General features: G+C 72.0%; 25 protein-coding genes and 1 riboswitch. Of the genes, 13 read left to right on the top strand and 12 right to left on the bottom strand.

The window, feature by feature from the left end; all coding sequences use genetic code 11:
* Positions 1–20: 20 nt before the first annotated feature.
* Positions 21–941, bottom strand: coding sequence for an aspartate carbamoyltransferase catalytic subunit (locus AB0I38_RS14940; RefSeq protein WP_358467091.1), 921 nt, complete (start codon positions 939–941; stop codon positions 21–23).
* Positions 938–1,483 carry a bifunctional pyr operon transcriptional regulator/uracil phosphoribosyltransferase PyrR gene (gene pyrR / locus AB0I38_RS14935; protein WP_358467089.1) on the bottom strand — a complete coding sequence of 182 codons (546 nt, stop codon included), beginning with the start codon at positions 1,481–1,483 and terminating at the stop codon, positions 938–940. Before pyrR ends, AB0I38_RS14940 begins: the two co-directional genes overlap by 4 nt.
* 284 nt (positions 1,484–1,767) lie before the next feature.
* Between pyrR and AB0I38_RS14930 the strand changes: the two genes are divergently transcribed.
* From AB0I38_RS14930 to bldD, 5 genes are all read left to right on the top strand, one after another.
* Positions 1,768–3,012 (top strand): arginine deiminase, encoded by a 1,245-nt coding sequence (locus AB0I38_RS14930; protein WP_358467130.1) that lies wholly within the window; start codon positions 1,768–1,770, stop codon positions 3,010–3,012.
* A 58-nt stretch (positions 3,013–3,070) separates the two neighbouring features.
* Entirely contained in the window at positions 3,071–4,006 is a 936-nt protein-coding gene (arcC, locus tag AB0I38_RS14925) for a carbamate kinase (protein WP_358467087.1), read from the top strand.
* Positions 4,007–4,024: 18 nt separating this feature from the next.
* Positions 4,025–5,446, top strand: a complete 1,422-nt coding sequence (locus AB0I38_RS14920) for an amino acid permease (RefSeq protein WP_358467085.1) — start codon at positions 4,025–4,027, stop codon at positions 5,444–5,446.
* A complete protein-coding gene (locus tag AB0I38_RS14915) occupies positions 5,446–6,312 on the top strand; it encodes a universal stress protein (protein ID WP_358467083.1) in 867 nt (288 codons plus the stop codon). The genes AB0I38_RS14920 and AB0I38_RS14915 overlap by 1 nt, the downstream gene beginning before the upstream one ends.
* Before the next feature lie 304 nt (positions 6,313–6,616).
* Positions 6,617–7,111 (top strand): transcriptional regulator BldD, encoded by a 495-nt coding sequence (gene bldD, locus AB0I38_RS14910; protein ID WP_049574916.1) that lies wholly within the window; start codon positions 6,617–6,619, stop codon positions 7,109–7,111.
* A gap of 140 nt (positions 7,112–7,251) precedes the next feature.
* Here the strand turns inward: bldD and AB0I38_RS14905 are convergent, their stop codons facing one another.
* From AB0I38_RS14905 to AB0I38_RS14895, 3 genes are all read right to left on the bottom strand, one after another.
* Positions 7,252–7,698, bottom strand: coding sequence for an SAV_6107 family HEPN domain-containing protein (locus AB0I38_RS14905; RefSeq protein WP_358467081.1), 447 nt, complete (start codon positions 7,696–7,698; stop codon positions 7,252–7,254).
* A gap of 404 nt (positions 7,699–8,102) precedes the next feature.
* Positions 8,103–8,297, bottom strand: coding sequence for a ferredoxin (locus tag AB0I38_RS14900; protein ID WP_358467079.1), 195 nt, complete (start codon positions 8,295–8,297; stop codon positions 8,103–8,105).
* A 6-nt stretch (positions 8,298–8,303) separates the two neighbouring features.
* Positions 8,304–9,503 carry a cytochrome P450 gene (locus AB0I38_RS14895; protein WP_358467077.1) on the bottom strand — a complete coding sequence of 400 codons (1,200 nt, stop codon included), beginning with the start codon at positions 9,501–9,503 and terminating at the stop codon, positions 8,304–8,306.
* A gap of 95 nt (positions 9,504–9,598) precedes the next feature.
* On the opposite strand from AB0I38_RS14895, the gene AB0I38_RS14890 reads away from it, so the two are divergent.
* Positions 9,599–10,219 carry a TetR/AcrR family transcriptional regulator gene (locus AB0I38_RS14890; protein WP_358467075.1) on the top strand — a complete coding sequence of 207 codons (621 nt, stop codon included), beginning with the start codon at positions 9,599–9,601 and terminating at the stop codon, positions 10,217–10,219.
* On the opposite strand, the gene AB0I38_RS14885 is transcribed toward AB0I38_RS14890, so the two are convergent.
* Positions 10,216–11,001 carry a L,D-transpeptidase family protein gene (locus AB0I38_RS14885; protein ID WP_358467073.1) on the bottom strand — a complete coding sequence of 262 codons (786 nt, stop codon included), beginning with the start codon at positions 10,999–11,001 and terminating at the stop codon, positions 10,216–10,218. The genes AB0I38_RS14890 and AB0I38_RS14885 overlap by 4 nt on opposite strands.
* Before the next feature lie 120 nt (positions 11,002–11,121).
* Between AB0I38_RS14885 and AB0I38_RS14880 the strand changes: the two genes are divergently transcribed.
* Together AB0I38_RS14880 and AB0I38_RS14875 are read left to right on the top strand one after the other, a co-directional pair.
* Positions 11,122–11,598, top strand: a complete 477-nt coding sequence (locus AB0I38_RS14880; protein ID WP_358467071.1) for a YbaK/EbsC family protein — start codon at positions 11,122–11,124, stop codon at positions 11,596–11,598.
* A 10-nt stretch (positions 11,599–11,608) separates the two neighbouring features.
* The gene (locus tag AB0I38_RS14875; RefSeq protein ID WP_358467069.1) at positions 11,609–12,226 is read left to right on the top strand and encodes a GNAT family N-acetyltransferase; all 618 of its coding nucleotides are present in this window, start codon (positions 11,609–11,611) and stop codon (positions 12,224–12,226) included.
* Between the two features lie 227 nt (positions 12,227–12,453).
* Here AB0I38_RS14875 and metF read toward each other — a convergent pair whose 3' ends face one another.
* Positions 12,454–13,377, bottom strand: a complete 924-nt coding sequence (gene metF / locus AB0I38_RS14870) for a methylenetetrahydrofolate reductase [NAD(P)H] (RefSeq protein ID WP_358467067.1) — start codon at positions 13,375–13,377, stop codon at positions 12,454–12,456.
* Between the two features lie 91 nt (positions 13,378–13,468).
* Here metF and AB0I38_RS14865 point away from each other — a divergent pair, with 91 nt between their 5' ends.
* Positions 13,469–14,536: a polyprenyl synthetase family protein gene (locus AB0I38_RS14865; RefSeq protein WP_358467065.1), complete on the top strand. Its 1,068-nt coding sequence runs from the start codon at positions 13,469–13,471 to the stop codon at positions 14,534–14,536.
* 169 nt (positions 14,537–14,705) lie between these two features.
* Here AB0I38_RS14865 and thiE read toward each other — a convergent pair whose 3' ends face one another.
* Genes thiE through AB0I38_RS14850 form a run of 3 tightly spaced genes read right to left on the bottom strand, consistent with a single transcriptional unit; the run spans position 14,706 to position 16,887 of the window.
* Positions 14,706–15,341, bottom strand: coding sequence for a thiamine phosphate synthase (thiE, locus tag AB0I38_RS14860; protein WP_358467063.1), 636 nt, complete (start codon positions 15,339–15,341; stop codon positions 14,706–14,708).
* Positions 15,319–15,693 (bottom strand): Rv2175c family DNA-binding protein, encoded by a 375-nt coding sequence (locus AB0I38_RS14855; RefSeq protein WP_358467061.1) that lies wholly within the window; start codon positions 15,691–15,693, stop codon positions 15,319–15,321. Before AB0I38_RS14855 ends, thiE begins: the two co-directional genes overlap by 23 nt.
* Positions 15,694–15,723: 30 nt before the next feature.
* Entirely contained in the window at positions 15,724–16,887 is a 1,164-nt protein-coding gene (locus AB0I38_RS14850) for an NAD(P)/FAD-dependent oxidoreductase (RefSeq protein ID WP_358467059.1), read from the bottom strand.
* 59 nt (positions 16,888–16,946) lie between these two features.
* A riboswitch (TPP riboswitch) is annotated at positions 16,947–17,063 on the top strand.
* Between AB0I38_RS14850 and thiO the strand changes: the two genes are divergently transcribed.
* The 4 genes from thiO (at position 17,053) to pknB (ending at position 21,302) form a co-directional block, all read left to right on the top strand.
* Positions 17,053–18,348 (top strand): glycine oxidase ThiO, encoded by a 1,296-nt coding sequence (gene thiO / locus AB0I38_RS14845; protein ID WP_358467057.1) that lies wholly within the window; start codon positions 17,053–17,055, stop codon positions 18,346–18,348. Its footprint overlaps the riboswitch before it by 11 nt.
* Positions 18,345–18,545, top strand: a complete 201-nt coding sequence (gene thiS / locus AB0I38_RS14840) for a sulfur carrier protein ThiS (protein WP_358467055.1) — start codon at positions 18,345–18,347, stop codon at positions 18,543–18,545. Before thiO ends, thiS begins: the two co-directional genes overlap by 4 nt.
* Positions 18,538–19,293 carry a thiazole synthase gene (locus AB0I38_RS14835; protein WP_436838742.1) on the top strand — a complete coding sequence of 252 codons (756 nt, stop codon included), beginning with the start codon at positions 18,538–18,540 and terminating at the stop codon, positions 19,291–19,293. Before thiS ends, AB0I38_RS14835 begins: the two co-directional genes overlap by 8 nt.
* 86 nt (positions 19,294–19,379) lie before the next feature.
* Positions 19,380–21,302 (top strand): Stk1 family PASTA domain-containing Ser/Thr kinase, encoded by a 1,923-nt coding sequence (gene pknB, locus AB0I38_RS14830; RefSeq protein ID WP_358467053.1) that lies wholly within the window; start codon positions 19,380–19,382, stop codon positions 21,300–21,302.
* 20 nt (positions 21,303–21,322) lie between these two features.
* Here the strand turns inward: pknB and alc are convergent, their stop codons facing one another.
* The gene (gene alc, locus AB0I38_RS14825) at positions 21,323–22,267 is read right to left on the bottom strand and encodes an allantoicase (RefSeq protein ID WP_358467051.1); all 945 of its coding nucleotides are present in this window, start codon (positions 22,265–22,267) and stop codon (positions 21,323–21,325) included.
* Entirely contained in the window at positions 22,268–23,578 is a 1,311-nt protein-coding gene (gene allB / locus AB0I38_RS14820) for an allantoinase AllB (protein ID WP_358467049.1), read from the bottom strand.
* Positions 23,579–23,585 lie beyond the last annotated feature (7 nt).

The raw sequence follows: 23,585 nt of genomic DNA, 5'->3' as shown, positions 1-23,585 counted from the left end.
GGTGTGGTCGGTGTGCTCGCTCACTGTGCGATCTCTCCCCCGAGGAGCAGGTACAGGACGGCCATGCGGATGGTCACGCCGTTGGCGACCTGCTCGACGATCGTCGAGCGCGCGGAGTCGGCCACCTCGGCGGCGATCTCCATGCCGCGGTTCATCGGGCCGGGGTGCATGACGATGGCGTCGTCGGGCATCTTGGCGAAGCGGTCGCGGTCGAGGCCGTAGCGGCGCGAGTATTCGCGCTCGCTCGGGAAGAAGGCGGCGTTCATCCGCTCCTTCTGCACCCGCAGCATCATCACCACGTCGGACTTGGGCAGCACCGCGTCGAGGTCGTAGGACACCTCGCACGGCCAGGTGCCGACCGAGACGGGCAGCAGGGTGGGCGGGGCCACCAGCGTCACCTGGGCGCCGAGCGTGTGCAGCAGCAGCACGTTGGAGCGGGCGACCCGGCTGTGCAGCACGTCACCGACGACGGTGACGCGGCGTCCGTCGAGCCCGCCGAGCCGGCGGCGCATCGAGAAGGCGTCGAGCAGCGCCTGGGTGGGGTGCTCGTGGGTGCCGTCTCCGGCGTTGACGACGCTGCCGTGCACCCAGTTGGCCAGCCGGTGGGGGGCTCCGGACGCGCCGTGGCGGATGACGACGGCGTCGGCGCCCATGGCCTCCAGGGTCAGCGCGGTGTCCTTGAGCGACTCGCCCTTGGAGACGCTGGAGCCCTTGGCGGAGAAGTTGATCACGTCGGCCGACAGCCGCTTGGCCGCCGCCTCGAAGGAGATGCGGGTGCGGGTGGAGTCCTCGAAGAACAGGTTGACCACCGTGCGCCCGCGCAGCGTGGGCAGCTTCTTGATGGAACGTTCCGAGACCCTGGCCAGCTCCTCGGCGGTGTCGAGGATGAGCAGGGCGTCGTCCCTGGAGAGGTCTCCGGCGGAGATGAGGTGGCGGTTCACCGGGCGCCCTCCTTCATCAGCAGGACGGCGTCGCGGCCGTCGATCTCCTGGAGGTAGACCTTGACCTTCTCGCTCTTGGCGGTCGGGAGGTTCTTGCCGACGTAGTCGGCGCGGATGGGCAGCTCGCGGTGGCCCCGGTCGACCAGGGTGGCGAGTTGCACGGCGGTCGGGCGGCCGAGGTCGTTGAGCGCGTCGAGCGCGGCGCGGACGGTGCGCCCGGAGTAGAGGACGTCGTCGACCAGGACGACGGTCTTGCCGTCGATGCCGTCGGGCGGCAGCTCGGTGCGGCCGAGCGGGCGGGCGGGGCGGAGCCGGAGGTCGTCGCGGTACATCGTGATGTCGATCGAGCCGACGGGGATCTTGACCCCTTCGAACCGCTCGATGCGGTCACCGAGCCGGCGGGCCAGGGTGGCGCCGCGGGTGGGGATGCCGAGGAGGACGACTTCGTCCGCGCCCTTGGTGCGTTCGAGGATCTCGTGCGCGATGCGGGTCAGTGCCCGGTGGATGTCCGGGCCTTCGAGCACGGCCCTGGATTCGGACATGGGAAAACTCACCACCTTTCCCGCCTCACGGGACGGGTCTTAAAGGGTCTGGTCGGGACACACAGTACCAGGGGCTACCAGCCACAACAGGACCGGCGCCGCCCCGCCGAACCCCCGCCCCTCCCCGCGAACGGGTAATTTCCCGGCGGACCTCGTGTCAGCCCCTCGCCGTCAGGGCACGTCTCCGGCAGCCCTGCGAAACGTGCGGCTCCAGCGGATCGACGGCCGGCGTCCCCGTCCCCGGCATGGCGTGCATTTGCCGGTTATGGGGGGATATACGAGTGATGACATTCCACGTCGACTCCGAAGTCGGCACCCTTCGCCGGGTGCTCCTGCACCAGCCCGACCTGGCGCTCAAGCGGCTCACCCCGACCAATGCCCGCGCGTTCCTCTTCGACGACGTGCTGTGGGTGCACCGGGCGATGGAGGAGCACGAGGAGTTCCAGCAGGTGCTGCGCGACCGCGGGGTCGAGGTCCTCCTGCTGGCCGACCTCCTGCGCGAGACCGTCGAGATCCCCGAGGCGCGCAAGCACATCCTCGACGCGAGCATCGACGAGCGCTTCATGGGCCCGCTGGCCGTCGACGGCATCCGCAACACGCTCGACGCGATGGACTCCGCCACGCTGCAGACGTACCTGACCGGCGGCATCACCAAGCGCGAGCTGCTCGCCGCCGGCTGCGATCCCAAGTCGGTGGCCTACCACACGCTGGCCGACGACGACTTCGTGCTGCCGCCCCTGCCCAACCACCTGTTCACCCGCGACACCTCCTGCTGGGTGTACGACGGCGTGTCGATCAACGCCATGAAGAAGAAGGCCCGGATGCGCGAGACGGTCAACATGGAGGCCGTCTACGAGTTCCACCCCACCTTCGCCGACGGCTTCAGCCGGCCCGCGACGGGCGGCTACCGGATCTGGCTGCCCGGCCAGGCGATCGCGCCGGCCACGCTGGAGGGCGGCGACGTGCTGGTCCTCGGCCGGGGCGCGGTGCTCGTCGGGATCAGCGAGCGCACCCAGCCGCAGACGGTCGAGATGCTCGCCCAGCGCCTGTTCCAGGCCGGCTCGGCCAGCAGGATCGTCGCGCTGCACATGCCGCAGGCCCGCGCCTTCATGCACCTCGACACCGTGATGACCATGGTCGACATCGGCGTGTTCACCAAGTACGCGGGGCTCGGCATGCTGCCCTCCTACACGATCGAGCCGGGCGACACCGACAAGGAGCTGAAGGTCACCGACCACCGCCCCGAGGACATGCACCGGGCCATCGCCCACGCGCTCGGCCTGGACGAGATCACCGTGCTCACCCCCACCCAGGACGTCCGCGCCGCCGAGCGCGAGCAGTGGGACGACGGCTGCAACGTGCTGGCCGTGGAGCCGGGCGTGGTCGTCGCCTACGAGCGCAACACGACCACCAACAACTACCTGCGCGACCACGGCGTCGAGGTCATCACGATCCGGGGCAGCGAGCTCGGCCGCGGCCGCGGCGGGCCGCGCTGCATGAGCTGCCCGCTCGAACGGGACGGCATCTGATGGCCCCCGGGCGCGTGCCGTCCGGTCACCTCACACCTCGCGAACCCTAGGAGACCGTATGCGGGTCATCGTCGCGCTCGGCGGAAACGCGGTGCTGGAGCGCGGGCGGCAGCCGGACGCCGACACCCAGATCGCCCGCGTCGCGCTCTCGGCCAAGGCGCTCGCCAGGCTGGCGGAGAAGCACGAGCTGATCATCACCCACGGCAACGGCCCGCAGGTCGGCATGCTGGCGCTGCAGAGCGCGGCCGACCTCGGCCTGAGCAGCCCCTACCCCTTCGACTCGCTCGGCGCCGCGACCCAGGGCATGATCGGCTACTGGATGCTGCAGGCCCTGCAGAACGCCCTGCCCGGCCGGCAGATCCTGGCCATGGTCACCCAGACCCTCGTCTCCGCGGTCGATCCGGCCTTCGAGCATCCCACCAAGTTCGTCGGCCACGTCTACGGCCAGGCGGAGGCCGAGAAGCTGGCCCAGGAGCACGGCTGGACCGTCAGGCCCGACGGCCCGTACTGGCGGCGTGTCGTCCCCTCCCCCGCGCCGCAGCGCGTGGTGGAGACCCGGCTGATCCGCCGGATGCTGCGCGAGCAGGTCGTGGTGATCTGCGCGGGCGGCGGGGGCGTCCCCGTGATCCGCGACGAGCACGGCCGTCTGTCGGGCGTGGAGGCGGTCATCGACAAGGACCTGACCGCGTCGATGCTGGCCGAGGCGCTCGACTGCGACGCCTTCCTGATCCTGACCGACGTGCCGCGGGTGATGCGCGACTTCGGCACGCCCCGGCAGAGCGAGATCGGCCACACCACGCCGCACGAGCTGCGCGACCTGGAGTTCCCGGCCGGCTCGATGGGGCCGAAGGTGGAGGCGGTCTGCCGGTTCGTGGAGACCACCGGCGACATGGCCGCCATCGGCCGGCTCGACCAGGCGGAGCAGATCCTGGAGGGCACGGCGGGCACGATCGTCACGCCCAACGCCAGGTGGCCGCTGACCAGCACGCTCTAGGCGTGGAGGAGGTTCACCGTGACACTGGCCCAGCGGCTCTTCCGCACCAAGCCGACCGCCCAGATCGTGGCGGAGGGCGGCCATGGCGAGGGCGGTGAGCTGCGCCGCACGATGTCACTGTGGCAGCTGACCCTGTTCAGCGTGGGCGCCACGCTCGGCACCGGCATCTTCGTCATCCTGGGCCAGGCCGTGCCGAAGGCCGGTCCGGCGGTCGTGGTGTCGTTCCTGCTCGCCGCCGTCACAGCGCTGTTCTCCGCGCTGTCCTACGCGGAGCTGGCCGGCACGATCCCGGTGTCCGGGTCGTCCTACTCCTACGCGTACGCGACGCTGGGCGAGCTGATCGCCTGGGTCTGCGGGTGGTGCCTGATGCTGGAGTACGCCGTGTCGGTCGCCGCGGTGGCCGTCGGCTGGGGCCAGTACCTCAACTCGTTCCTGCAGAGCCTGTTCGGCTGGACGCTGCCCGCGGCGATCATCGGGTCCCCGGGCCAGGACGGCGGCGTGATCAATCTCACGGCCATCCTCATCGTGGCGCTGGCGACCTGGCTGCTGCTGGGCGGCGCCTCCGAGAGCGCCACGGCCAACGCCGTCTTCGTGCTGATCAAGATCGGTGTGCTGCTGTTCTTCTGCGTGGTGGCCTTCACCGCCTTCCAGGCGGCCAACTTCACGCCCTTCGCGCCCCTCGGCGTCGCCGGCATCACGGCTGCCGCGTCCCAGGTGTTCTTCTCCTACATCGGCTTCGACGCCGCCTCCACGGCGGGCGAGGAGGCCAAGAACCCCCGGCGCGACCTGCCGCTGGCGATCATCCTGTCGCTGGTCATCGTGACGGTCGTCTACGTGGGCGTGACCGTGGCCGCCGTCGGCGCCATGCCGTGGACCTCGTTCGACCCGGAGAGCACCGAGGGCAGCCTCTCGCAGATCGTGGACGCCGCCACGGGCTCGACGTGGGCGGGCCTCATCGTCTCGTTCGGCGCGGTCATCGCGATCGCCAGCGTGGTGCTGACCGTCATCTACGGCCAGACCCGCATCCTGTTCGCCATGTCCCGCGACGGGCTGATCCCCCGCGTGTTCCAGAAGGTCAACCCGCGCCGCCAGGTGCCGGTGGCCAACACGCTCATCGTCGCGGTGTTCATCTCCGTGCTGGCCGGGCTGGTGCCGCTCGGCCATCTCGCCGAGGCCACCAGCATCGGCACGCTGTTCGCGTTCGGGATCGTGAACATCGGCGTGCTCGTGCTCCGCTACCGCAGCCCGGAGCTGCCGCGCAGCTTCCGCACGCCGCTGTTCCCCCTCACGCCGGTGCTCGGCGCGATCTTCTGCGGCGTCGTGATGGCCGGACTCGCCGGTGTCACCTGGATCGCGTTCGGTCTCTGGATGCTGCTCGGCCTCGCCTGCTACTTCCTGTACGGCTTCCGCTACTCGCGGCTGAACACCGAGGTCCGCTGATGATCCTCAAGAACGTGCTGAGCGGGTTCATCCCCGAGCCGCGGGGACGTGACGGGCTCACCCTGGCCATGCTGCTGGCCGGCCAGGCCGGGGCGCACCTCGCGGTGGCGTTCGTGCAGCCGCCCGCCTGGTCGGCCCCCGGACCGGGCAAGGCCGAGGAGACCATCTGGCGCGCCTACCTGGAGGAGCAGGCCGACACCGCGCTCGCGCAGGCGCGCAAGCTGGCCGGTGACGGCGTCGACTACGTCGTGCGGACCGACAAGGGCAGCGGGCGCGGGCTGGTGGAGCTGGCTCGCGAGCGCGGGGCCGACGTGGTCGTGATCGGCTCGGCGCCACAGGGCGCCCGCGGCCGGATCTCGGTCGGCAGCACCGCCGACCAGTTGCTGCACTCCTCGTCCGTGCCGGTGCTGCTGGCGCCGCGCGGCTACGCCGAGGACCCGCCCGCCGCCTTCGACCGGCTCACCGTCGCCTACCGGCGCGGCACGGGCGCCGACGCGGCGGTCATGGCGGCCGCCGAGGTGGCCGTCTCACTGAACGTGCCGCTCCGGCTGGTGACGCTGGTGGTCAGGAGCGGCCGGCGGGCCAGGATCGAGGAGGAGATGCTGGCGCGGCTGCGCGACCAGGCGGTGGCCGACCTCGAGGTGGCGGCCCGTGGGCACCGGCGGGGTGTCGAGGTGGAGGTCGAGGTGCTGGAGGGGCGGACCGTGGCCCAGGCCCTCGCGGAGACGGCGTGGCTGCCCGGGGAGCTGCTCATCTGCGCGTCGAGCGGCACCGGACCGCTGCGGCGGGTCTTCCTCGGTGACACCTCGCTGAAGATCGTCCGTGCCGCGTGCCGCCCGGTGATGATGCTCACCCGCCAGGCTTGATCGAACTGGTTCGCTCGGGAAACATGGACGAAGTACTGTTACCCCCACGGGATAAGAGGGGCGTTTGAGGCGAATCCCGCCGGACCGGATTCGACATCTTTTTTCCAATCAGCTTGACCTTCGGCGTCCACCCCTTTACCGTCACTGTGCGTAACCACACTGCGTGGCGTTCTGGGCGAAACCCCAGAGCCATGGCTACCGATGGTGCCGAGTCTGGCACCAGACCCCCCGGTGGCTCCGGCAAACGCCGCGGAGGGGCACAATCTACTGAGAGCGCTACATACGAGAGCCGGGGGGCCACACGATGCCGTCTGAGTACGCAAAGTCGCTGGGTGCACGACTCCGCGCCATCCGCACCCAGCAGGGCCTGTCCCTGCACGGAGTCGAGGAAAAGTCGCGTGGCAGGTGGAAAGCCGTTGTCGTGGGATCGTACGAGCGTGGCGACCGCGCGGTCACGGTGCAGAAACTTGCCGAGCTTGCCGATTTCTACGGGGTGCCCGTCTCCGAGCTGCTGCCCGGTGGCGCCGCCCCCAGCCCGCTCGGCCCGACGCCCAAGCTTGTGATCGACCTGGAGCGACTGGCCACACTGCCGAAGGAGAAGGCGGGCGCCCTCGCCCGCTATGCCGCCACCATCCAGAGTCAGCGTGGCGACTACAACGGCAAGGTGCTGTCGATCCGCCAGGAGGATCTGCGTTCGCTGGCCGTGATCTACGACAAGTCACCCACCGAGCTGACCGAGGAACTCATCAGCTGGGGAGTGCTCGACGCCGAGGCCCGCAGGGCCGTCGAGTCCTTCTGACACCGCTTCGGACGAGGGGCGCGCCGCGACGACGGCGCGCCCTTCGCGCCGTTCTGGCCCACTCTTCCCCGGCGTCGCGCCGCCTCAGGCGGGCCCACCGCCCACTCCGGCCGGCGGTCCGGGGCTATCGCTGGTCGGGGTCAGCCGGCCAGGGGAACGTCGACGGGAAGTTGGGGCTGGGCGGGAACGCCCAGAATGCCCTCCACTGTGCAGACGAAGGTCTCCGCCTCGGCCAGCAACTCATCGGCGTCGGCGGCCGAGACGCCACGCACCATGCCCGCCTCGGCGGCCGCGCGCTTGGCGGCGGTCACCGAGAAGTAGGCGGCCCACTCGGCCAGCTGCGGCTCCGCCTCGGGCAGGAGCTCCCAGGCGCTGCGCAGCCGACGTCGGCGGCCCTCCATGGGCCTGGGCCGGGCGGCCAGGATCGCGGCGGCGGCGCGCAGGGCCGCCAGATGCGCCGCCACATATCGGGATGCCGGGGTGCGGGCAGCCGCCGCCTCCGCCAGGCAGGAACGTGAATCCGTCAGGTGCGCCCGGACCGCGGGCGACAGCCGGGGACCCTGCGGGTCTCTAGACCGTGGTGCCATGTGCACGCCTCCTTGGGGTCGTGACGGCGCCCGGCGTTGCCACCGGTGAAGCCCACGATCGCAGACACCACCGACATTTCCGCCGGGCCGGCCGGACGAGGAGCTTCCCCTCTCCCCGTCCGGCCAGGACGCGCCCACTCGTCTCCGCCGACGACGAGGACACACCCTTCGCCCTTGGAGCCTGATCGCGGGTCTCGCTTGGGGGAAGCGTGGCCCGCGACCAGGTCCTCGACGTGAGCCGCGAGCCTCACGTCACTAGGTCGAACATAATTTCGATCACGCTCTGTGTCAACCTGTTCCACGAACACAGGTTCGATGAACCTGTTCCCGCCTGCGCGTACACCGAAACGGCACACTCCTGCCACCTCCCGGCGGTCCCGCGCGCCGCCCCCGAGACCTCCCGGCTAGGGAACGACGGAGAGAGCGCCGGAAGGGCACAGGCCCACCGCGCGGCGCGCGGCGTCCTGCAGGCCGGCCGGCGGCGACGGCTGGAGCAGGACCACCGTGCCGTCGTCCTCGCTCTGGTCGAACACCTCCGGAGCGGTGAGCACGCACATGCCCGCGCCGATGCACACCGTCGTGTCTGCTTTGATCTTCATGGCGACCTACCAGGTGACGGGGAGGCGGTGCACGCCGTAGATGCTCATGTCGGAGCGCATCGGCACCTCCTCCGGTGATACGGCCAAGCGTAGATCGGGAAAGCGGCGCAGCAGCGCCGGGAAGCCGACGCGCATCTCGGTCCGGGCCAGTTGCTGGCCGAGGCACTGGTGGATGCCGTGGCCGAACGTCAGGTGCCCGCCGGCCGGCCGGGTGACGTCGAGCCGGTCGGGCTCAGGGAAGCGCTCCGGGTCGCGGTTGACGACGGGCAGGCTGAGCGTGACCGCCTCGCCCCGCCCGATCTGGGTGCCCTCGATCTCGACGTCCTCCAGCGCGGTCCTGATCGGGCCGATGTGGATGATCGTGAGGAAGCGCAGCAGTTCCTCGACGGCGTTGTCGACCACGGCCGAATCGTCGCGCATGGCCGCGAGCTGACCGGGGTCGGCGAGCAGCGCGTAGGTGCCGAGGCCCAGCATGTTGGCGGTGGTCTCGTGGCCGGCCACCAGCAGCAGGAACGCGACGCCCGTCAGCTCCTCGTCGTTCAGCTCGCCGCCCGTGACCAGCCCGCTGAGCAGGTCGTCGGCCGGCTCGGCGCGCTTGCGCTGGACCAGGCCGTAGAGGTAGGCGGAGATCCGGGACATCGCGCCGACGACGTCCTCGGCCTTGCTGCCGAGCGCGAAGAGCACCTTGGAGTCGTCCTGGAACCGCCCGCGCTCGTCGTACGGCACCCCGAGCAGTTCGCAGATCACCAGCGACGGGATGGGCAGCGCGAAGTGCTCGACCAGGTCGGCCGGTCTGCCCGCGGCCTCCATCCGGTCCAGGCACGCCTCGGCGATCTCCTCGACCCTGGACTCCAGCTGCTTCATCCTGCGTACGGTGAACTGCCCGGTCAGCAGCTTGCGGTAGCGCGTGTGCTCGGGCGCGTCCATGCGCAGGAAGAACCCCGGCGGCATCCGGAACTCGTTCTCGCGCAACTCGTTGCTGAGCTCCAGCCGCCCCGGGATCGGTGGGTGCATGTGCTCGGGCCGGTTGCTGAAGCGCGGGTCGGCGAGCACCGCGCGGGCCGCCGCGTAGCCGGTGACCAGCCAGCCCCGGTGGCCGTCGGCGTAGGTCATGCGGTGGATCGGGCCCCGTTTTCGCAGCTCGGCCAGCTCGTCGGGAGGATCGAACGGGCGTTGGCGGGCGGTGGTCAGGGTCACGTCGGTCATGTGATGGCTCCCTTCGGGTCACCATCCACAAAACAACATTCAATGCAAAGTTTCAACGGATGTAAATCATTATTCTGTGCAGTACAGTTCATGACATGGTGGGAATTCGGGAGCGCAAGAAGCAGCGCACGCGCCGCGCGCTGATCGAGGCCGCGCTCCGGCTGTTCGACGAGCAGGGTTACGAGGAGACCACCCTGGCGGAGATCGCGACGGAGGCCGACGTGTCGACTCGCACGTTCTTCAGCTACTTCGCCAGCAAGGAGGACGTGCTCTTCCACGACACCGACGGCCGCCTCGACGGAATGCTCGCCCTGGTCGCGTCCAGGCGAGCGGATGAGGCCCCGTCGGAGCTGCTCATGCGGATGGTGCGCGCCAATCTCGCCTGGACGGTCGACGACCAGGACTTCCGGCCCGAGGACGCACAGCTGCGGATGCGGCTCATCATGACCGTCCCCGCGCTACAGGCCCGCGCCCTGCATCTGTTGTTCGACAGCCAGCTCCGGCTCACGCGGACGCTGCACGAGGCCTACCCTGGACGGCTCGACCCGGTGGAGGCCGCCGCGGCGGTGGGCGCCGTGGTGGGCGCCACCAAACTGGCCGCCGTGGTCAGTCTCAACCGTGACGGTTCCACGGAGCGGGCCGCCGAGGCCGCCCTGGAGGCCGCCGAGATCACCGTCCGCGGCCTCGCCTCCCTCGACCTGCCGACCGGCCGCTAGGCCCTGCCGAAGGCGCCACGCACGTGCACCGGCACGCCCTTGCCGAGCATCCCGGGCAGCACCTCGGCCACGTTCATCGGCATCCGGACGCATCCATGCGAAGCCGGGTGAAGCGGCACCGAGAGCGCCCCGTGGAACGCGATGCCGCCGTTGAAGAAGATCGGGTTGTAGAGCCGGCCCAGGTAGGACTTGTGCCATCCCGAGGCGCGCCACGTGGTCCGGTAGTCGCCCGTGGGTGTCCGGGCCGAGCCGCAGAAGCGCTGGCTCTTGCCCTGCCACACGGCGGTCTCGCAGTAGGGGACGCCGCTGCCCGAGGAGATATGGGTGATCAGCCGGGGCGCGCCGTCCACGTACAGGACCATGATCTGCTTGGACAGGTTGACCTCGGCGCGGGTCGGCCGGCCGCCCGCGACCAGCACCTTGGGCGCCTTGGGCCGCTCCAGCGCGGCCCAGGTTCGCCGGGCGACGGTGCTGCTCGGCTTGATGCCGTTGACCTTCTGGAACGCCCAGACGGCTGCCAGCGTGGCGCCGCCATAGCGTCCGTCGGCCTTGCCCGGGCGGTAGCCGAGCCCGGTGAGGCGCTCCTGCAGCCAGACGACCGCCTCGCCCTTGGCGCCGAGCCGCAGCGTCTTACGCGGCGCCGTGATCGGCGCGGCCACGGCCGCGACGGGCGCCGGGAGAGCGACGGGAGTCGTGACGGAGGCGGCGAGCGGCCGGGCGTGCGCGCCGGACGCGCCGAGCCCCGCCAGGACGAGGGTGCTCGCCGTTACGAGAGCAGCCATTCCGGGCAGGCGTCGTGCCACCACCAAAACCACCTCTCATTCCGTCCTATTCAAAGCAAAGGACACTACACCACCACCATGGCGCGGTAATGCCGCCATCACTCGCTTTAGAGTGTCCACATGTCTGAGAAGTTGCCCGCCAACAGCGTTCTGGTCCAGTCGGCCCTGGGTGAGCGAGGAGCCACGGGAGAGATCGTGGTGCTGCCCGAGAAGGCGCCCACCGCCGCCACCGCCGCCGCCCAGCTCGGTTGTGACGTCGGGGCGATCGCCAACAGCCTCATCTTCGAGGCCGACGGCGCACCGCTGCTCGTGCTGACGAGCGGCGCGCACCGCGTCGACGTCGAACTCGTCGCCCGCACCGCCGGAGTCCAGCGCGTACGGCGGGCGACCCCTGAGTTCGTCCGCGAGGCGACGGGCCAGCCGATCGGCGGCGTGGCCCCCGTCGGCCATCCGGCGCCCGTGCGGACCCTGGTGGACAACTGGCTGGCCAAGCACGAGGTGGTGTGGGCAGCCGGCGGCCATCCGCTCACGGTCTTCCCCACCTCCTACGACGAGCTGCTGCGCATCACCGGCGGAGACCCCGTCGACGTCGAGTAGGGTGCGACGCGTGATCGAGTTTCGCGGCGCGGGACCTGACGAGTTCGGCGAACGGCTGGACACGGTGATCGACATCTACACCGCCGCCATGCGCCCGCCCGCGGACCAGATCTCCGGCCGCGCCAGCATCATGCGAAACCACGGGACATATCCGTATTTTCAGTGCTATTTCGCAGAATTGCGAGCGCCGGACTACGAAATCTCTGCGAACGCCCCGGGAAGCCACGGCGCCCGGGGCAGCGGGCGGGGCGCCCCGCCCGCGATCATCGTCGGCTTCGCCTACGGGTTCCGCGGCGCCCCCGGCCAGTGGTGGCACGACGTCGTGTACCGGGCCGTGGAGGAGAGATCCGGCCCCGAGGCGGCCGACGCCTGGCTGGGCAGCGCGTTCGAGCTGGCCGAGATCCACGTCCACCCCGACTACCAGGGCAAGGGCATCGGCCGCGCGATGGTCACGACCCTGTGCGCCGGACGCGGGGAGCGCTCGGCCGTGCTCTCCACCCACGACCGGCCCACCATGGCCCGCCACCTCTACCGGAGCATGGGGTTCGTCGACCTGCTGACCGGTTTCGTCTTCCCGGGCGGTCACGAAGAGTACGCGATCGCGGGCGCTCCTCTCCCCCTCCGCTGACATCTCCGCTGGTAAAGCCTTGACCTGTGAGTTTGGTCGCCATTACTCGGGGCAACATTAGCTACGCAAGGTAATGGACGCTTTACCCCGCGTCTACCCGTCCCCTACCGCCACCCGCCCGGTCCCCCTGCGGGCGGGTGGCGGCCCCCATCCGAAACCCGCACCCCACCCACACGCGAAGCGCCCGCCCCCTCACGGGAGCGGGCGCTTCGTGGCGTCGCCAGGTGTCAGACCGGCAGCGCCGCGGCGGGCGAGAGCCGCCGGAAGACCTCGCGAGAGGCGCTCGACCGGTTGAACGTGATGAAGTGGATGCCCGGCGCGCCCTCGTCGAGCAGCCGCTGGCACAGCTCGACCCCGTGGTCGATGCCGAGCCGGCGCACGGCGGCCGGATCGTCGGCCACCGCCTCGAAACGGGCCGCCACGTCGGGCGGGAAGGGCGCCCCCGACAGCTGCTCCGACCGCGCGATCGTGCTCATCTGCGTCACGGGCATGATGCACGGGATGATCGGCGTGTCACACCCCCGGGCCGCCACCCGGTCGCGCAGCCGCAGGTAGTCCTCCGCCTGGAAGAACATCTGGGTGATCGCGTAGTCGGCACCGGCCTCGCACTTGCGCACGAAGTATTCGGTGTCGGACTCGATCGACGGCGAGCGCGGGTGCTTGAAGGGGAACGCGGCCACGCCGACGCAGAAGTCGCCGGACTGCCGGATCAGCCGCACCAGGTCCTCGGCGTAGCGCACGCCCTCGGGGTGGCGGACCCACTCGCCCGTGGGGTCGCCGGGCGGGTCGCCGCGCACGGCCAGGATGTTGCGCACCCCGGCGTCGGCGAACCGGCCCACCAGGTGGCGCAGCTCCTTGATCGAGTGGTTGACCGCGGTGAAATGGGCCACAGGGGTCAGTGTGGTGCCGTGGGCGAGCCGCTCCACGATGTCGACCGTGCGGTCACGGTTGGAGCCGCCGGCTCCGTAGGTCACCGAGACGAAGGTCGGCCGGAGCGACTCGAGCTCCCGGATGGCCCGCCACAGCAGGCGCTCGCCCTCGTCGGTCTTCGGCGGGAAGAACTCGAAGGAGAAGGACCGCCCACCCGCGGCGAGCAGCTCGCGGACGGTGGGAACCCGGTCGGGCAGGACGGAGGGTCGGCCAAGTGCCATGGCCCCAGGTTACCGTGACAACCCTGGAACGGTCGGTCGAAGCGGCGCCTGGAGATCTGTGGCCGGCCGCCCGGCCACTAGTCTCAAGGGCATGAGCACCGAGGTCGCGAGCATGGACGTCCTTCGTGAGCAGGTTGACCGTTCCCTGCGCGAGTTCGTCGGACGGCGGCTTCCCGCCACCGGCGCCCCCGAGTTCGAGCCCCTGCGACTGGCCGCCGAGGAGCTACTGTCGGGCGGCAAGCGGCTGCGCCCCGCGTTCTGCTACTGGGGCTGGCGGGGCGCGGGCGGCGCCGAGCTGCCCGAGATCTTCACGGCGGCGGCGTCACTGGAGTTGCTGCAGGCCAGCGCGCTGGTGCACGACGACGTGATGGACAAGAGCGACCTGCGCCGGGGCATGCCGTCCGCCCACCGCCGTTTCCAGTCGATGCACGCGAAGTCTGGCTGGCACGGCTCGGCCGAGCAGTTCGGCGAGGGCGCGGCGATCCTGCTGGGCAACCTGCTGCTGATCTGGTCGGGCGAGATGTGGCGCACCAGCGGCCTGCCGCCCGAGTCGCTGGCGGCGGCCCAGCCGGTGCACGACCACATGCGCACCGAGCTGATGTGCGGCCAGTACCTCGACCTGCTGGAGCAGGCGGGCGGCGAGAACACCTTCGAGTCGGCCCTGCGGGTCGCCCTCTACAAGAGCGGCAAGTACTCCGTCGAGCAGCCGCTCCGGCTCGGCCTGGTGCTGGCCGCAGGCGGGCCCGCGCCCTGGATGGACGAGCTGTGCACGACCTACGGCACCCGGGTGGGCATCGCGTTCCAGCTGCGCGACGACATCCTGGGGGTGTTCGGCGACCCGGCGCGCACCGGCAAGCCGGCCGGCGACGACCTGCGTGAGGGCAAGCGGACGATGCTGGTGGCCCGCACCCTGGCGGCCGCCTCCCCCGGGCAGGCCGAGACGGTGCGCCGCCTGCTGGGCGACCCCGACCTCGACGCGCGGGGCGTGGCGGCCCTGCGGGCCGTCATCGAGGACACCGGCGCGCTGCGGGAGTGCGAGGACCTGATCGGCGACTACCTCGCCGAGGCGCTCGCCTCCCTGGAGAAGGCGCCGATCACGGCCGAGGCGCGTGCGGCCCTCGCGGCGCTGGCCGTCGCCGCCACCTCCCGCCGCACCTGAGCAGTCGACGGCGGCGACGCAAGGCCGGCGCGCCACCTCCTACCGCACCTGAGCGGCCGACGGCGGCAGCCCGCGGCCGGCCCCCGATGGCGGTGATGGGCGCGCTCGACGAGCGTCGCGCCGCCGCGCCACTGCCGCGCGGCCCCTGCCGGGTGGCCGTCGCGGGCGGTCAGGCGGCCAGGCGCTTGGCGAACTCAGCCGCCGCGGCGCCCGGGTCGTCGGCCTCGGTGATCGCCCGCACCACCACGACCCGGGTGACCCCGCAGGACATGACCTCGTCGAGGTTGGCCAGGTCGATGCCGCCGATGCCGAACCACGGCCGGTCCGTGCCGAGCGAGGCCGCGTGCCTGAGCAGGGGCGGCCCCGGCGCGTGGCGGCCGGGCTTGGTCGGCGTGGGCCAGATCGGGCCGCAGCAGAAGTAGTCGACGCCGTCCTGCACCGCGGCGGCGGACGCCTCGGCGGTGGAGTGAGTGGATCTTCCGATGAGGACGTCGTCGCCGAGTATCTCTCGCGCGACCCTCACCGGCAGATCGTCCTGCCCCAGGTGGAGCACGTCGGCACGGGCGGCGTAGGCCACGTCGGCCCGGTCGTTGACCGCCAGCAGCCTGCCGTGGCGGTCACAGGCGTCGCGGAAGACCTCGAGCAGCGCGAGCTCCTCGCGCGCCTCCAGGCCCTTCTCCCGCAGCTGAACGATGTCGACACCGCCCGCGAGCACCGCGTCGAGGAAGTCGGCCAGATCACCGCGGTCACGCCGGCCGTCGGTGCAGAGGTAGAGCCGCGCGTCAGAAACCGAGAGCCTGGGCACGCCGCTTGACCTCGGTATGACGACCCGCCCTGAGCGCCTGGACGGGCGAGCCTGGCAGGGAGTCGTCGGGGGTGAAGAGCCAGCGCAGCGCCTCGACGTCGTCGTAGCCGGCGTCGCGGAGCACGGTCAGCGTGCCCGGCAGGCCCTTCATCACGTCCTTTCCGTCGAGGAACACCGCGGGCACCTGTGGCCCGCCCCCTCCCCGGCGTACGCCGAGCAGTTTGTGGTCCTTGAGGAGTTGTTTGGCACGGCCGATCGAAAGGTCGAGGCGCTCGGCCACTTGAGGAAGAGTGAGCCACTCGTCGACGAGCTGGTCGGTCTCCCGGTCGATCTGTGCAACAGAAAGCGTCACGAAACCACAACTACCACATGCCGTGCTTGCTCAAACAACACAATCTCGTAGAGAGACATCGGGATCTACCAGGCGTTCCATGTCAAGTCGCTGACCGTCGCCGATGATCCGGCGCCCTTGGACGAGGTCGCGAGGCCGGTCGACGGCCAGCACCGCGGCCAGCGCGCCGTCGGCGGTGAGCCAGCAGGCCGACCACTTTTCAGCCGGTGCGCCCCGGTAGAGCAGGCGAGACCCGGCCTGGTGGTGACCGGCGTACTGCACCATGTGACCGAACTGTTCCGACCAGAAGTAGGGCACCGGGTCGTACACCGCCTCCTGCCCCATCAGGGTCGCCGCGGCGACGTCGGGGGCGCTGAGCGCGGTGTCCCAGTGCTCGACCCTGAGCCTGGCGCCGAAGCGGCGCGACCACCAGGCGGCGCAGTCGCCCACCGCCACCACGCCGGGCATCGAGGTGCGCAGGTGCTCGTCGGTGACGACGCCGTTGTGCAGGTCGATGTCGGCGTCGGCGAGCCACTCGACGGCCGGGCGGACGCCGACACCGGTGACGACCACGTCCGCCGGGACGAACTCGCCGCCGGCCAGCCGCACGCCGCCCTCGTCGACCGAGCCGACCAGGGCGCCGAGCCGCAGGTCGATGCCGTCGTACCAGCCTTGGGTGCGGGCGCCGATCTCGGCGCCGACGGCCTGCGCGAGCGGGGCGGGGCCCGCCTCGATCACGGTGACCGCGCAGCCGGACCGGCGCGCGGCGCCGGCCACCTCGGCGCCGATCCAGCCGGCCCCGATGACGACCACGCGGGCGTCGCTCACCAGCAGGGCGCGCAGCTCCAGCGCGTCGTCGAGGGTGCGCAGCACGTGCTGGGGCCCGTCTCCGGGCAGCCGGACGGGATCGGCGCCGGTGGCGATGACCAGGCCGTCGTAACCGAGCTCGCCCTCGCTGGTGACCAGGGTGCCCGGCCGCAGCGACGTGGCCGTAACGCCGGGCCGGAAGTCGACCTCCAGCTCGGCGAGGTCGGAGTCGACGAAGCTGGAGTCGGTGTCGCCGAGCAGCACCGCCTTGGACAGCGGCGGCCGGTCGTACGGACGGTGCCGCTCCTGCCCGACCAGCGTGATCTCGCCGCCGAAACCACGGGCGCGCAGTGCCTCGACGCTGCGCAGGCCAGCCAGGCCCGCTCCCACCACCACGACATGCTTCACGGTCAAGACCATAACGGGGCCCGTGCCGGCCCGCCGCGCCGAGGCCTTAGGGTGGAAGGCGCATGACGCGCGGGAGTCCGGCCGTGACCGGGCTGAGAGGAAGGCTGCACCGGGCCTTCGACCGCAAGACACCTGATCCGGATCATGCCGGCGAAGGGAGCGCGAGTGGATGTGATCGTGGGTGGCGGCGTCGTCGGGCTGTCGGTGGCCTGGCGGCTGAGCCGCGCCGGCCAGGACGTGACCGTGGTCGACCCGGCCCCGGCCGCGGGCGCCTCGCACGCCGCGGCGGGCATGCTGGCGCCGGTCAGCGAGGTCTCCTACACCGAGCAGCCGCTGCTCCGGCTGGGCGCGGCCTCGCTGCGCGGCTGGCCGTCGTTCGCCGCCGAACTGGCCGCCGAGGCGGGGTTCGAGCCGGCCGGCGACCCGGCGGAGGCGGCCCGGATCGGGCTCGGCCTGCGCGCCGACGGCACCCTCGACGTGGCGTTCGGGGCCGACGACCTGGCCGCGCTGGACGAGCTGGCCGCGTACATGGAGAAGCTGGGGCTGCCGGTCGAGCGGCTGACCGGACGCGAGTGCCGCCGCCTGGAGCCGATGCTGGCGCCGTCGGTGCGCGGCGGGCTGCTGGCGCCGGGCGACGCCTGGGTCGACCCGCGCCGCGTCACGGCGGCGCTGCTCGCCGCCCTGGAGCGGCGCGGTGTCCCCCTGGTGCGGGCCCGGGTGAGCGAGCTCCTGCGCGACGGCGACACGGTCGCGGGCGTACGGCTGGAGCCGCCGGGCGTCCCGCCGGAGATCCGGGCCGACCGGGTCGTCCTGGCGGCCGGGGCGTGGAGCGCCGAGCTGGCCGACGTCCCGGTGCGCCCGGTCAAGGGGCAGATCATGCGGCTGCGCTCCACCGAGCCGCTGCTCGGCCGGTGCGTGCGGGGCACGGTGCACGGCACCCCCGTCTACCTGGTGCCGCGCGGCGACGGCGAGCTGGTGGTCGGCGCCACCCAGGAGGAGCTCGGGTTCGACACCCGGGTGACCGCCGGCGGGCTCTACGAGCTGCTGCGCGACGCGCGGGAGCTGGTGCCGGGCGTCACCGAGCTGGAGGTGGCCGACATCGTGGCCGGGCTGCGGCCGGGCACCCCGGACAACGTCCCGATCATCGGCCCGAGCGCCGTCCCGGGGCTGGTGCTGGCCACCGGTCACCACCGGGGCGGGGTGCTGCTGGCGCCGCTGACGGCGGCCATCCTGCTGGGTGAGGAGCCCGAGCTGGCCGCGCTGTGCTCCCCCGCGCGTTTCGACGACGCGAGCACCACGGACACCGGCACCGCCGGCACCACTGGCACCACCGGCGCCGGCGCCGGCGCCACAGAAGAGACCGAGAGCACCGACGCCGCGCGGGCCCCGCGCGGCCGGCCGCCGGCCCCGCGGCCGGCGCCCCCCGACCGGGCCGCGACCGCGCACACGGAGGAACGATGAAGGTGACGATCAACGGCAGCGCCCGCGAGGTGCCCCACGGCACGACCGTGGCCCAGGCCGTACGCATCCTGACCAGCGCCACCACCGGCGTCGCGGTGGCCGTCAACGACGAAGTGGTGACGCGCGGCACGTGGGAGACCACGGCGCTGAGCGACAGCGACCGCGTCGAGGTGCTCACGGCGGTGCAAGGTGGATGACCTGATCATCGCCGGGGAGAAGTTCTCCTCGCGGCTCATCATGGGCACCGGCGGCGCCCCGTCGCTCGACGTGCTCGACCGGGCGCTCGTCGCCTCCGGCACACGGCTGACGACGGTCGCGATGCGGCGGCTCGACCCGGCCGCGCGCGGCTCGGTGCTCGACGTGCTGCGCCGGCGCGACATCAAGGTGCTGCCCAACACCGCGGGCTGCTTCACCGCGGGCGACGCGGTGCTGACCGCCCGGCTGGCCAGGGAGGCGCTCGGCACCGACTGGGTCAAGCTGGAGGTCATCGCCGACGAGCGGACCCTGCTGCCCGACCCGATCGAGACGTTCGACGCGGCCGAGCGGCTGGTGGCCGACGGGTTCACGGTGCTGCCGTACATCGGCGACGACCCCGCGCTGGCGCGGCGGCTGGAGCAGGCGGGCTGCGCGGCGGTGATGCCGCTCGGCGCGCCCATCGGCTCGGGCCTGGGCATCCGCAACCCGCACAGCATCGAACTCATCGTCGAGGCGGCCGGGGTGCCGGTGATCCTCGACGCCGGCATCGGCACGGCGAGCGACGCCGCGCTGGCGATGGAGCTCGGCTGCGACGCCGTCCTGCTCGCCACCGCGGTCACCCGGGCGCAGCGGCCCGACCTGATGGCGGCGGCCATGCGGGGCGCCGTCGAGGCGGGCCGGCTCGCCCGGCTGGCGGGCCGGATCCCCCGCCGCCGCTACGCGGAGGCGTCGTCGCCGGTGGGCCCGTGAACCGGGCGTAACGGAGGGGCACGTCTCGGCATCGGTTTCGGGCGGTCAGGCCCTGCGGGTGGCAAAACGCCCGTAAACTCAGCGGGGTGGACACGACGACTGCGGACCCCCTGGTCGGGCGGCTGCTCGATGGGCGCTATCGGATCGAGTCCCGCATCGCGCGGGGCGGCATGGCCACCGTCTACCTGGCGCTGGACATCCGGCTTGACCGTACGGTCGCGCTCAAGGTCATGCACCGCTCGCTCGCCGAGGACCCGGCGTTCGTGCGGCGGTTCATCGGCGAGGCCAAATCGGTGGCCAGTCTCTCCCACCCCAACGTGGTGCACGTCTTCGACCAGGGCACCGACGGTGACGTGGTCTACCTCTCGATGGAGTACGTCCCGGGCCGGACGCTCCGCGACACCCTGCGCGACCGGGGGCGGCTGCCCGCCCGCGAGGCACTGGAGATCATGATCCCGGTGCTCGCGGCGCTGGGCGCGGCCCACCAGGCCGGGATGGTGCACCGCGACGTCAAGCCCGAGAACGTCCTGCTGACCGACGACGGCCGGATCAAGGTCGTCGACTTCGGGTTGGCCAGGGCGATCGAGGCGACCAATCAGACCCGCACCGGCGTGATGATCGGCACGATCGGCTACATGTCGCCCGAGCAGGTGATGACCGGCGGCGCCGACGTGCGCAGCGACGTCTACGCGGCGGGCATCATGCTGTTCGAGCTGGTGACCGGGCAGCAGCCCTACGACGGCGAGACGCCGATGTCGGTGGCCTACCGGCACGTTCACGACCGGGTCCCGGCACCGTCGTCGCTGGTGCCCGAGGTGCCGCCGCTGATCGACACGCTGGTGGCGCACGCCACGGCGCGCGAGCCGGCCGACCGCCCGGCCGACGCCACCGCCATGCTGGTGGCGGCCGTCGACGCGCACCGGATGCTGCCCCGCCTGACCAACCCGCCCGTCTCCCACCCGCCCGTCTCCCAGCAGTCCGGGGCGCACTCGCAGGCCCACTCGATGCCGCAGGTCGCCCCCGCCCACACGCTCATCCAGCCCCGGGTCGAGGTGCCCGCGCAGCCGCCGCCGACCGGCCACCGGCGGGCGGGGTTCCGGCCCAACTGGTTCCTGGTCACGCTGGCCGCCGTCATGGTGGTGGCGATCGGGCTGACCGGCTGGTACTTCTCGCAGACGAAGCTCGTCGCCGTGCCCGACGACCTGGTGGGCAAGAACATCTCGGTGGCCGAGAGCAACCTCACCGCGCGCGGTTTCAAGGTGCACAGGGCGGAGGGCCAGTACGACGAGAAGATGGCCGAGGGCCTGGTGCTGAGCACCGACCCGGTCTCCAAGCAGGAGGTCGAGAGCGGCGCGACGATCACGCTGGTGCCCTCACTCGGTCCCAAGCGGGTGCTGGTGCCCAAGGTCGAGGGCATGTCCGAGGGCGACGCCCGCGACGCCATCGCCCGCGCCGGGCTGGAGGTCGGCACGGTCAAGCGGCTGCCCAGCCAGCAGGTCGAGCGCAACAAGGTGATCCGCACCTCGCCGCAGGTGGGCGACAAGGTCAAGGAGGACTCGAAGGTCGCCATCTACGTGAGCGCGGGCCTGGTGATGCCCGACGTCGGCGGCATGCCCAAGGACCAGGCCGTCGGCTACCTGCAGCAGCAGGGGTTCCAGGTGCAGGCCAACGAGGTCGACGACGACGCCGAGCCGTGTACGGTCATCGCGCAGTCGCCCAAGGTCAACGCGGAGGTCGATCCGGGCTCGGCGGCGACGATCACGGTGGCGCGCTGCCAGACCGACTTCTGGGACTGGTTCCGGGGCGACAACGAGGGCCGTGACGACCAGGAGTTCCGGTTGGTTCCCCAGGTGATGGGCAAGAACGTCCGCGACGCCAAGTCCGAGCTGGAGCAGCTCGGCTTCAAGGTCAAGGTGCGCAGGCTCGGCAACGGCGGTGTGGTGCAGTTCCAGCGGCCGCCGCCCAACAGCGAGCGGCCGCCGGGCTCGCTGGTCTACCTCTGGCAGTGAGGCCGGCCCGGCGCCCGGGTTCAGGCGAGATGGCCGTGCAGCCGCACCCGGGCCAGCCCGCCGTCGGGGTGGATGTCGACGCGCACGTGGGTGACCGGGTCGGTGTGCTCGATCCGGAAGCGGTGCGGGGTGTCGGGCTGCAGCCGGGTTCGCGGCAGCAGGCCGATCTCGCGGTCGCCGTCGAGGCCGGTCAGTGACACCGCGCCGGGGGCGTTGAACAGCAGGTTGGTGGTGTCGATCTCGGCCAGCCGGATGTGGCCCCGCCCGGCCAGCCGGATGACCAGCCAGTCGTTGCCGCCGTCGCGCCGGCGCGCGGTCTCCCAGCCTTCGGCCTGGTGGCGGGCCAGGCCGGGGGCGATGGCGTTGTTCGGCGAGGAGTAGAAGTCGTCGGAGCAGGCGGTCACCAGGGCGCCGTTCTGGAGCGCGGCCAGGTCGAGGCCGAGGCCGTCGTAGACGGACAGGTCGGGACGTGCCTCGCCGTGCACGCGCAGCCGGGCGACGCCGCCGTCGGGGAAAATGGTGAGCCGTACGTGCGTGTGGCGGCGCTCGTCGGACACCTCGAAGGCGTGCTCGGCGTCGCCCCTGAGGTCCGACCTGGGCACCAGCTCCGTCCACTCGGCGGCCTGGAGCTCGGCGGGTGACGGGTGGCCGCCGGCCGCCGTGCCCTCCACCGAGGCCTGCGGCGGGTAGTTGCCCCTGAACCAGGCCGTGTCGATCAGCACGCCGCGGATCACGCCGGGCACCCCGAGCCGGACGATCGCCCAGTCGTGGCCCGGCTCGCGACGGCGGCGGGTCTCCCACCCGTCGTACACCTGCCCCTTGCTGCCGAACGTGGCCGCCTGGAAGCCGGGCCGGCCGGGGCGGATCAGGCTCTCCTTCTCGGCGAACGACTCGTCGCTGGCGGCCACGACCGAGCCGCCGAGCGTGCGCAGCGCCAGGTCGGGCAGTGCGGTGAAGCCGGCCATCTAGCGCCCTCCCAGGAGCAGGGTGCCGCGCGGCTCGCCGTCCACGGGCCGGCCGCGCAGCCAGGTGGTCAGGACGGCGCCCTTGAGGGTGCGGCCGTGGTAGGGCGTGACGGGGTTGCGGTGATGCAGGCGGTGGGCGTCGACGGAGGTGACGGCTCGGGGGTCGAAGGCGACCAGGTCGGCGTCATTGCCGGGCTTTATCCCACCTTTCGCCGAAATTTCGGCTATTGCGGCGGGATTGGTGGACATCCAGCGGACCACGTCGTCCAGCCCGTACCCCCGCCGGGACGCCTCGGTCCAGACGGCGGACAGGCCCAGTTGCAGGGAGGCGACGCCGCCCCAGGCGGCGGCGAAGTCGGGCACCTTGAGGTCGGCGGGCGAGGGCGAGTGGTCGGACACGACGCAGCTCAGCACGCCGCTCACCAGACCCTCCCAGAGCCGGTCACGGTTGGCCGCCGAGCGGATCGGCGGGCAGCACTTGAAGCTCGTGTCGCCCTCGGGCACCTGCTCGGCGGTCAGCGTCAGGTAGTGAGGGCAGGTCTCGGCGGTGATCGCCAGCCCCTCGGCGCGGGCGGCTGCCAGCGGCTCCAGGCAGTCGGCGCTGGACACGTGCAGGATGTGCACCCGGGCGCCGGTCTCCCCGGCCAGCCGGATCACCCGCTCGACCGCGCCGCGCTCGGCCGCGCCGGGCCGCGAGTCCAGGAACTCCCGGTACGTCGGGCCGCCGGGTTCGGCCAGCAGCGCCGGATCCTCGGCGTGCACCACCATGAGCCCGCCGAACCCGGCGAGTTCCTCCAGCGCCCGCCTCGTCCCCGTCTCGTCCAGCGGCGGGAACTCCGGCACTCCCGACGGTGACAGGAAGCACTTGAAGCCGCGGACCCCCCGGTCGTGCAGCGGCCGGAGGTCCTTGAGGTTGCCGGGGACCGCGCCGCCCCAGAACGCGGTGTCGACGTGGCACTGGCCCTCGGCGGCGCGCAGCTTGGCCTCCAGGGCCGCGACGTCCACGGTGGGCGGGACCGAGTTGAGCGGCATGTCGACGATCGTGGTGACGCCGCCCGCCGCCGCCGCGCGGGTGGCCGACGCGAACCCCTCCCAGTGCGTACGGCCCGGCTCGTTCACGTGCACGTGCGTGTCGACCAGGCCGGGCAGCAGCGCGATGCCGCGCAGGTCGACGTCCTCGGCCGCCTCCAGCTCCGCGGAGTACTCGTGCAGGCCCGCGATCCTCCCCTCCCGCACGCCTACCGCCGCGGCGCGCTCTCCCTCGGGCAGCACGGCCCGCCGGGATCGGACGACCAGGTCGTACGAGGTCATGGCTTCC

Source organism: Nonomuraea cavernae (assembly GCF_040655715.1).
GTDB lineage: Bacteria > Actinomycetota > Actinomycetes > Streptosporangiales > Streptosporangiaceae > Nonomuraea > Nonomuraea cavernae_A.
This window is presented reverse-complemented; position numbering and strand designations above follow the sequence as displayed.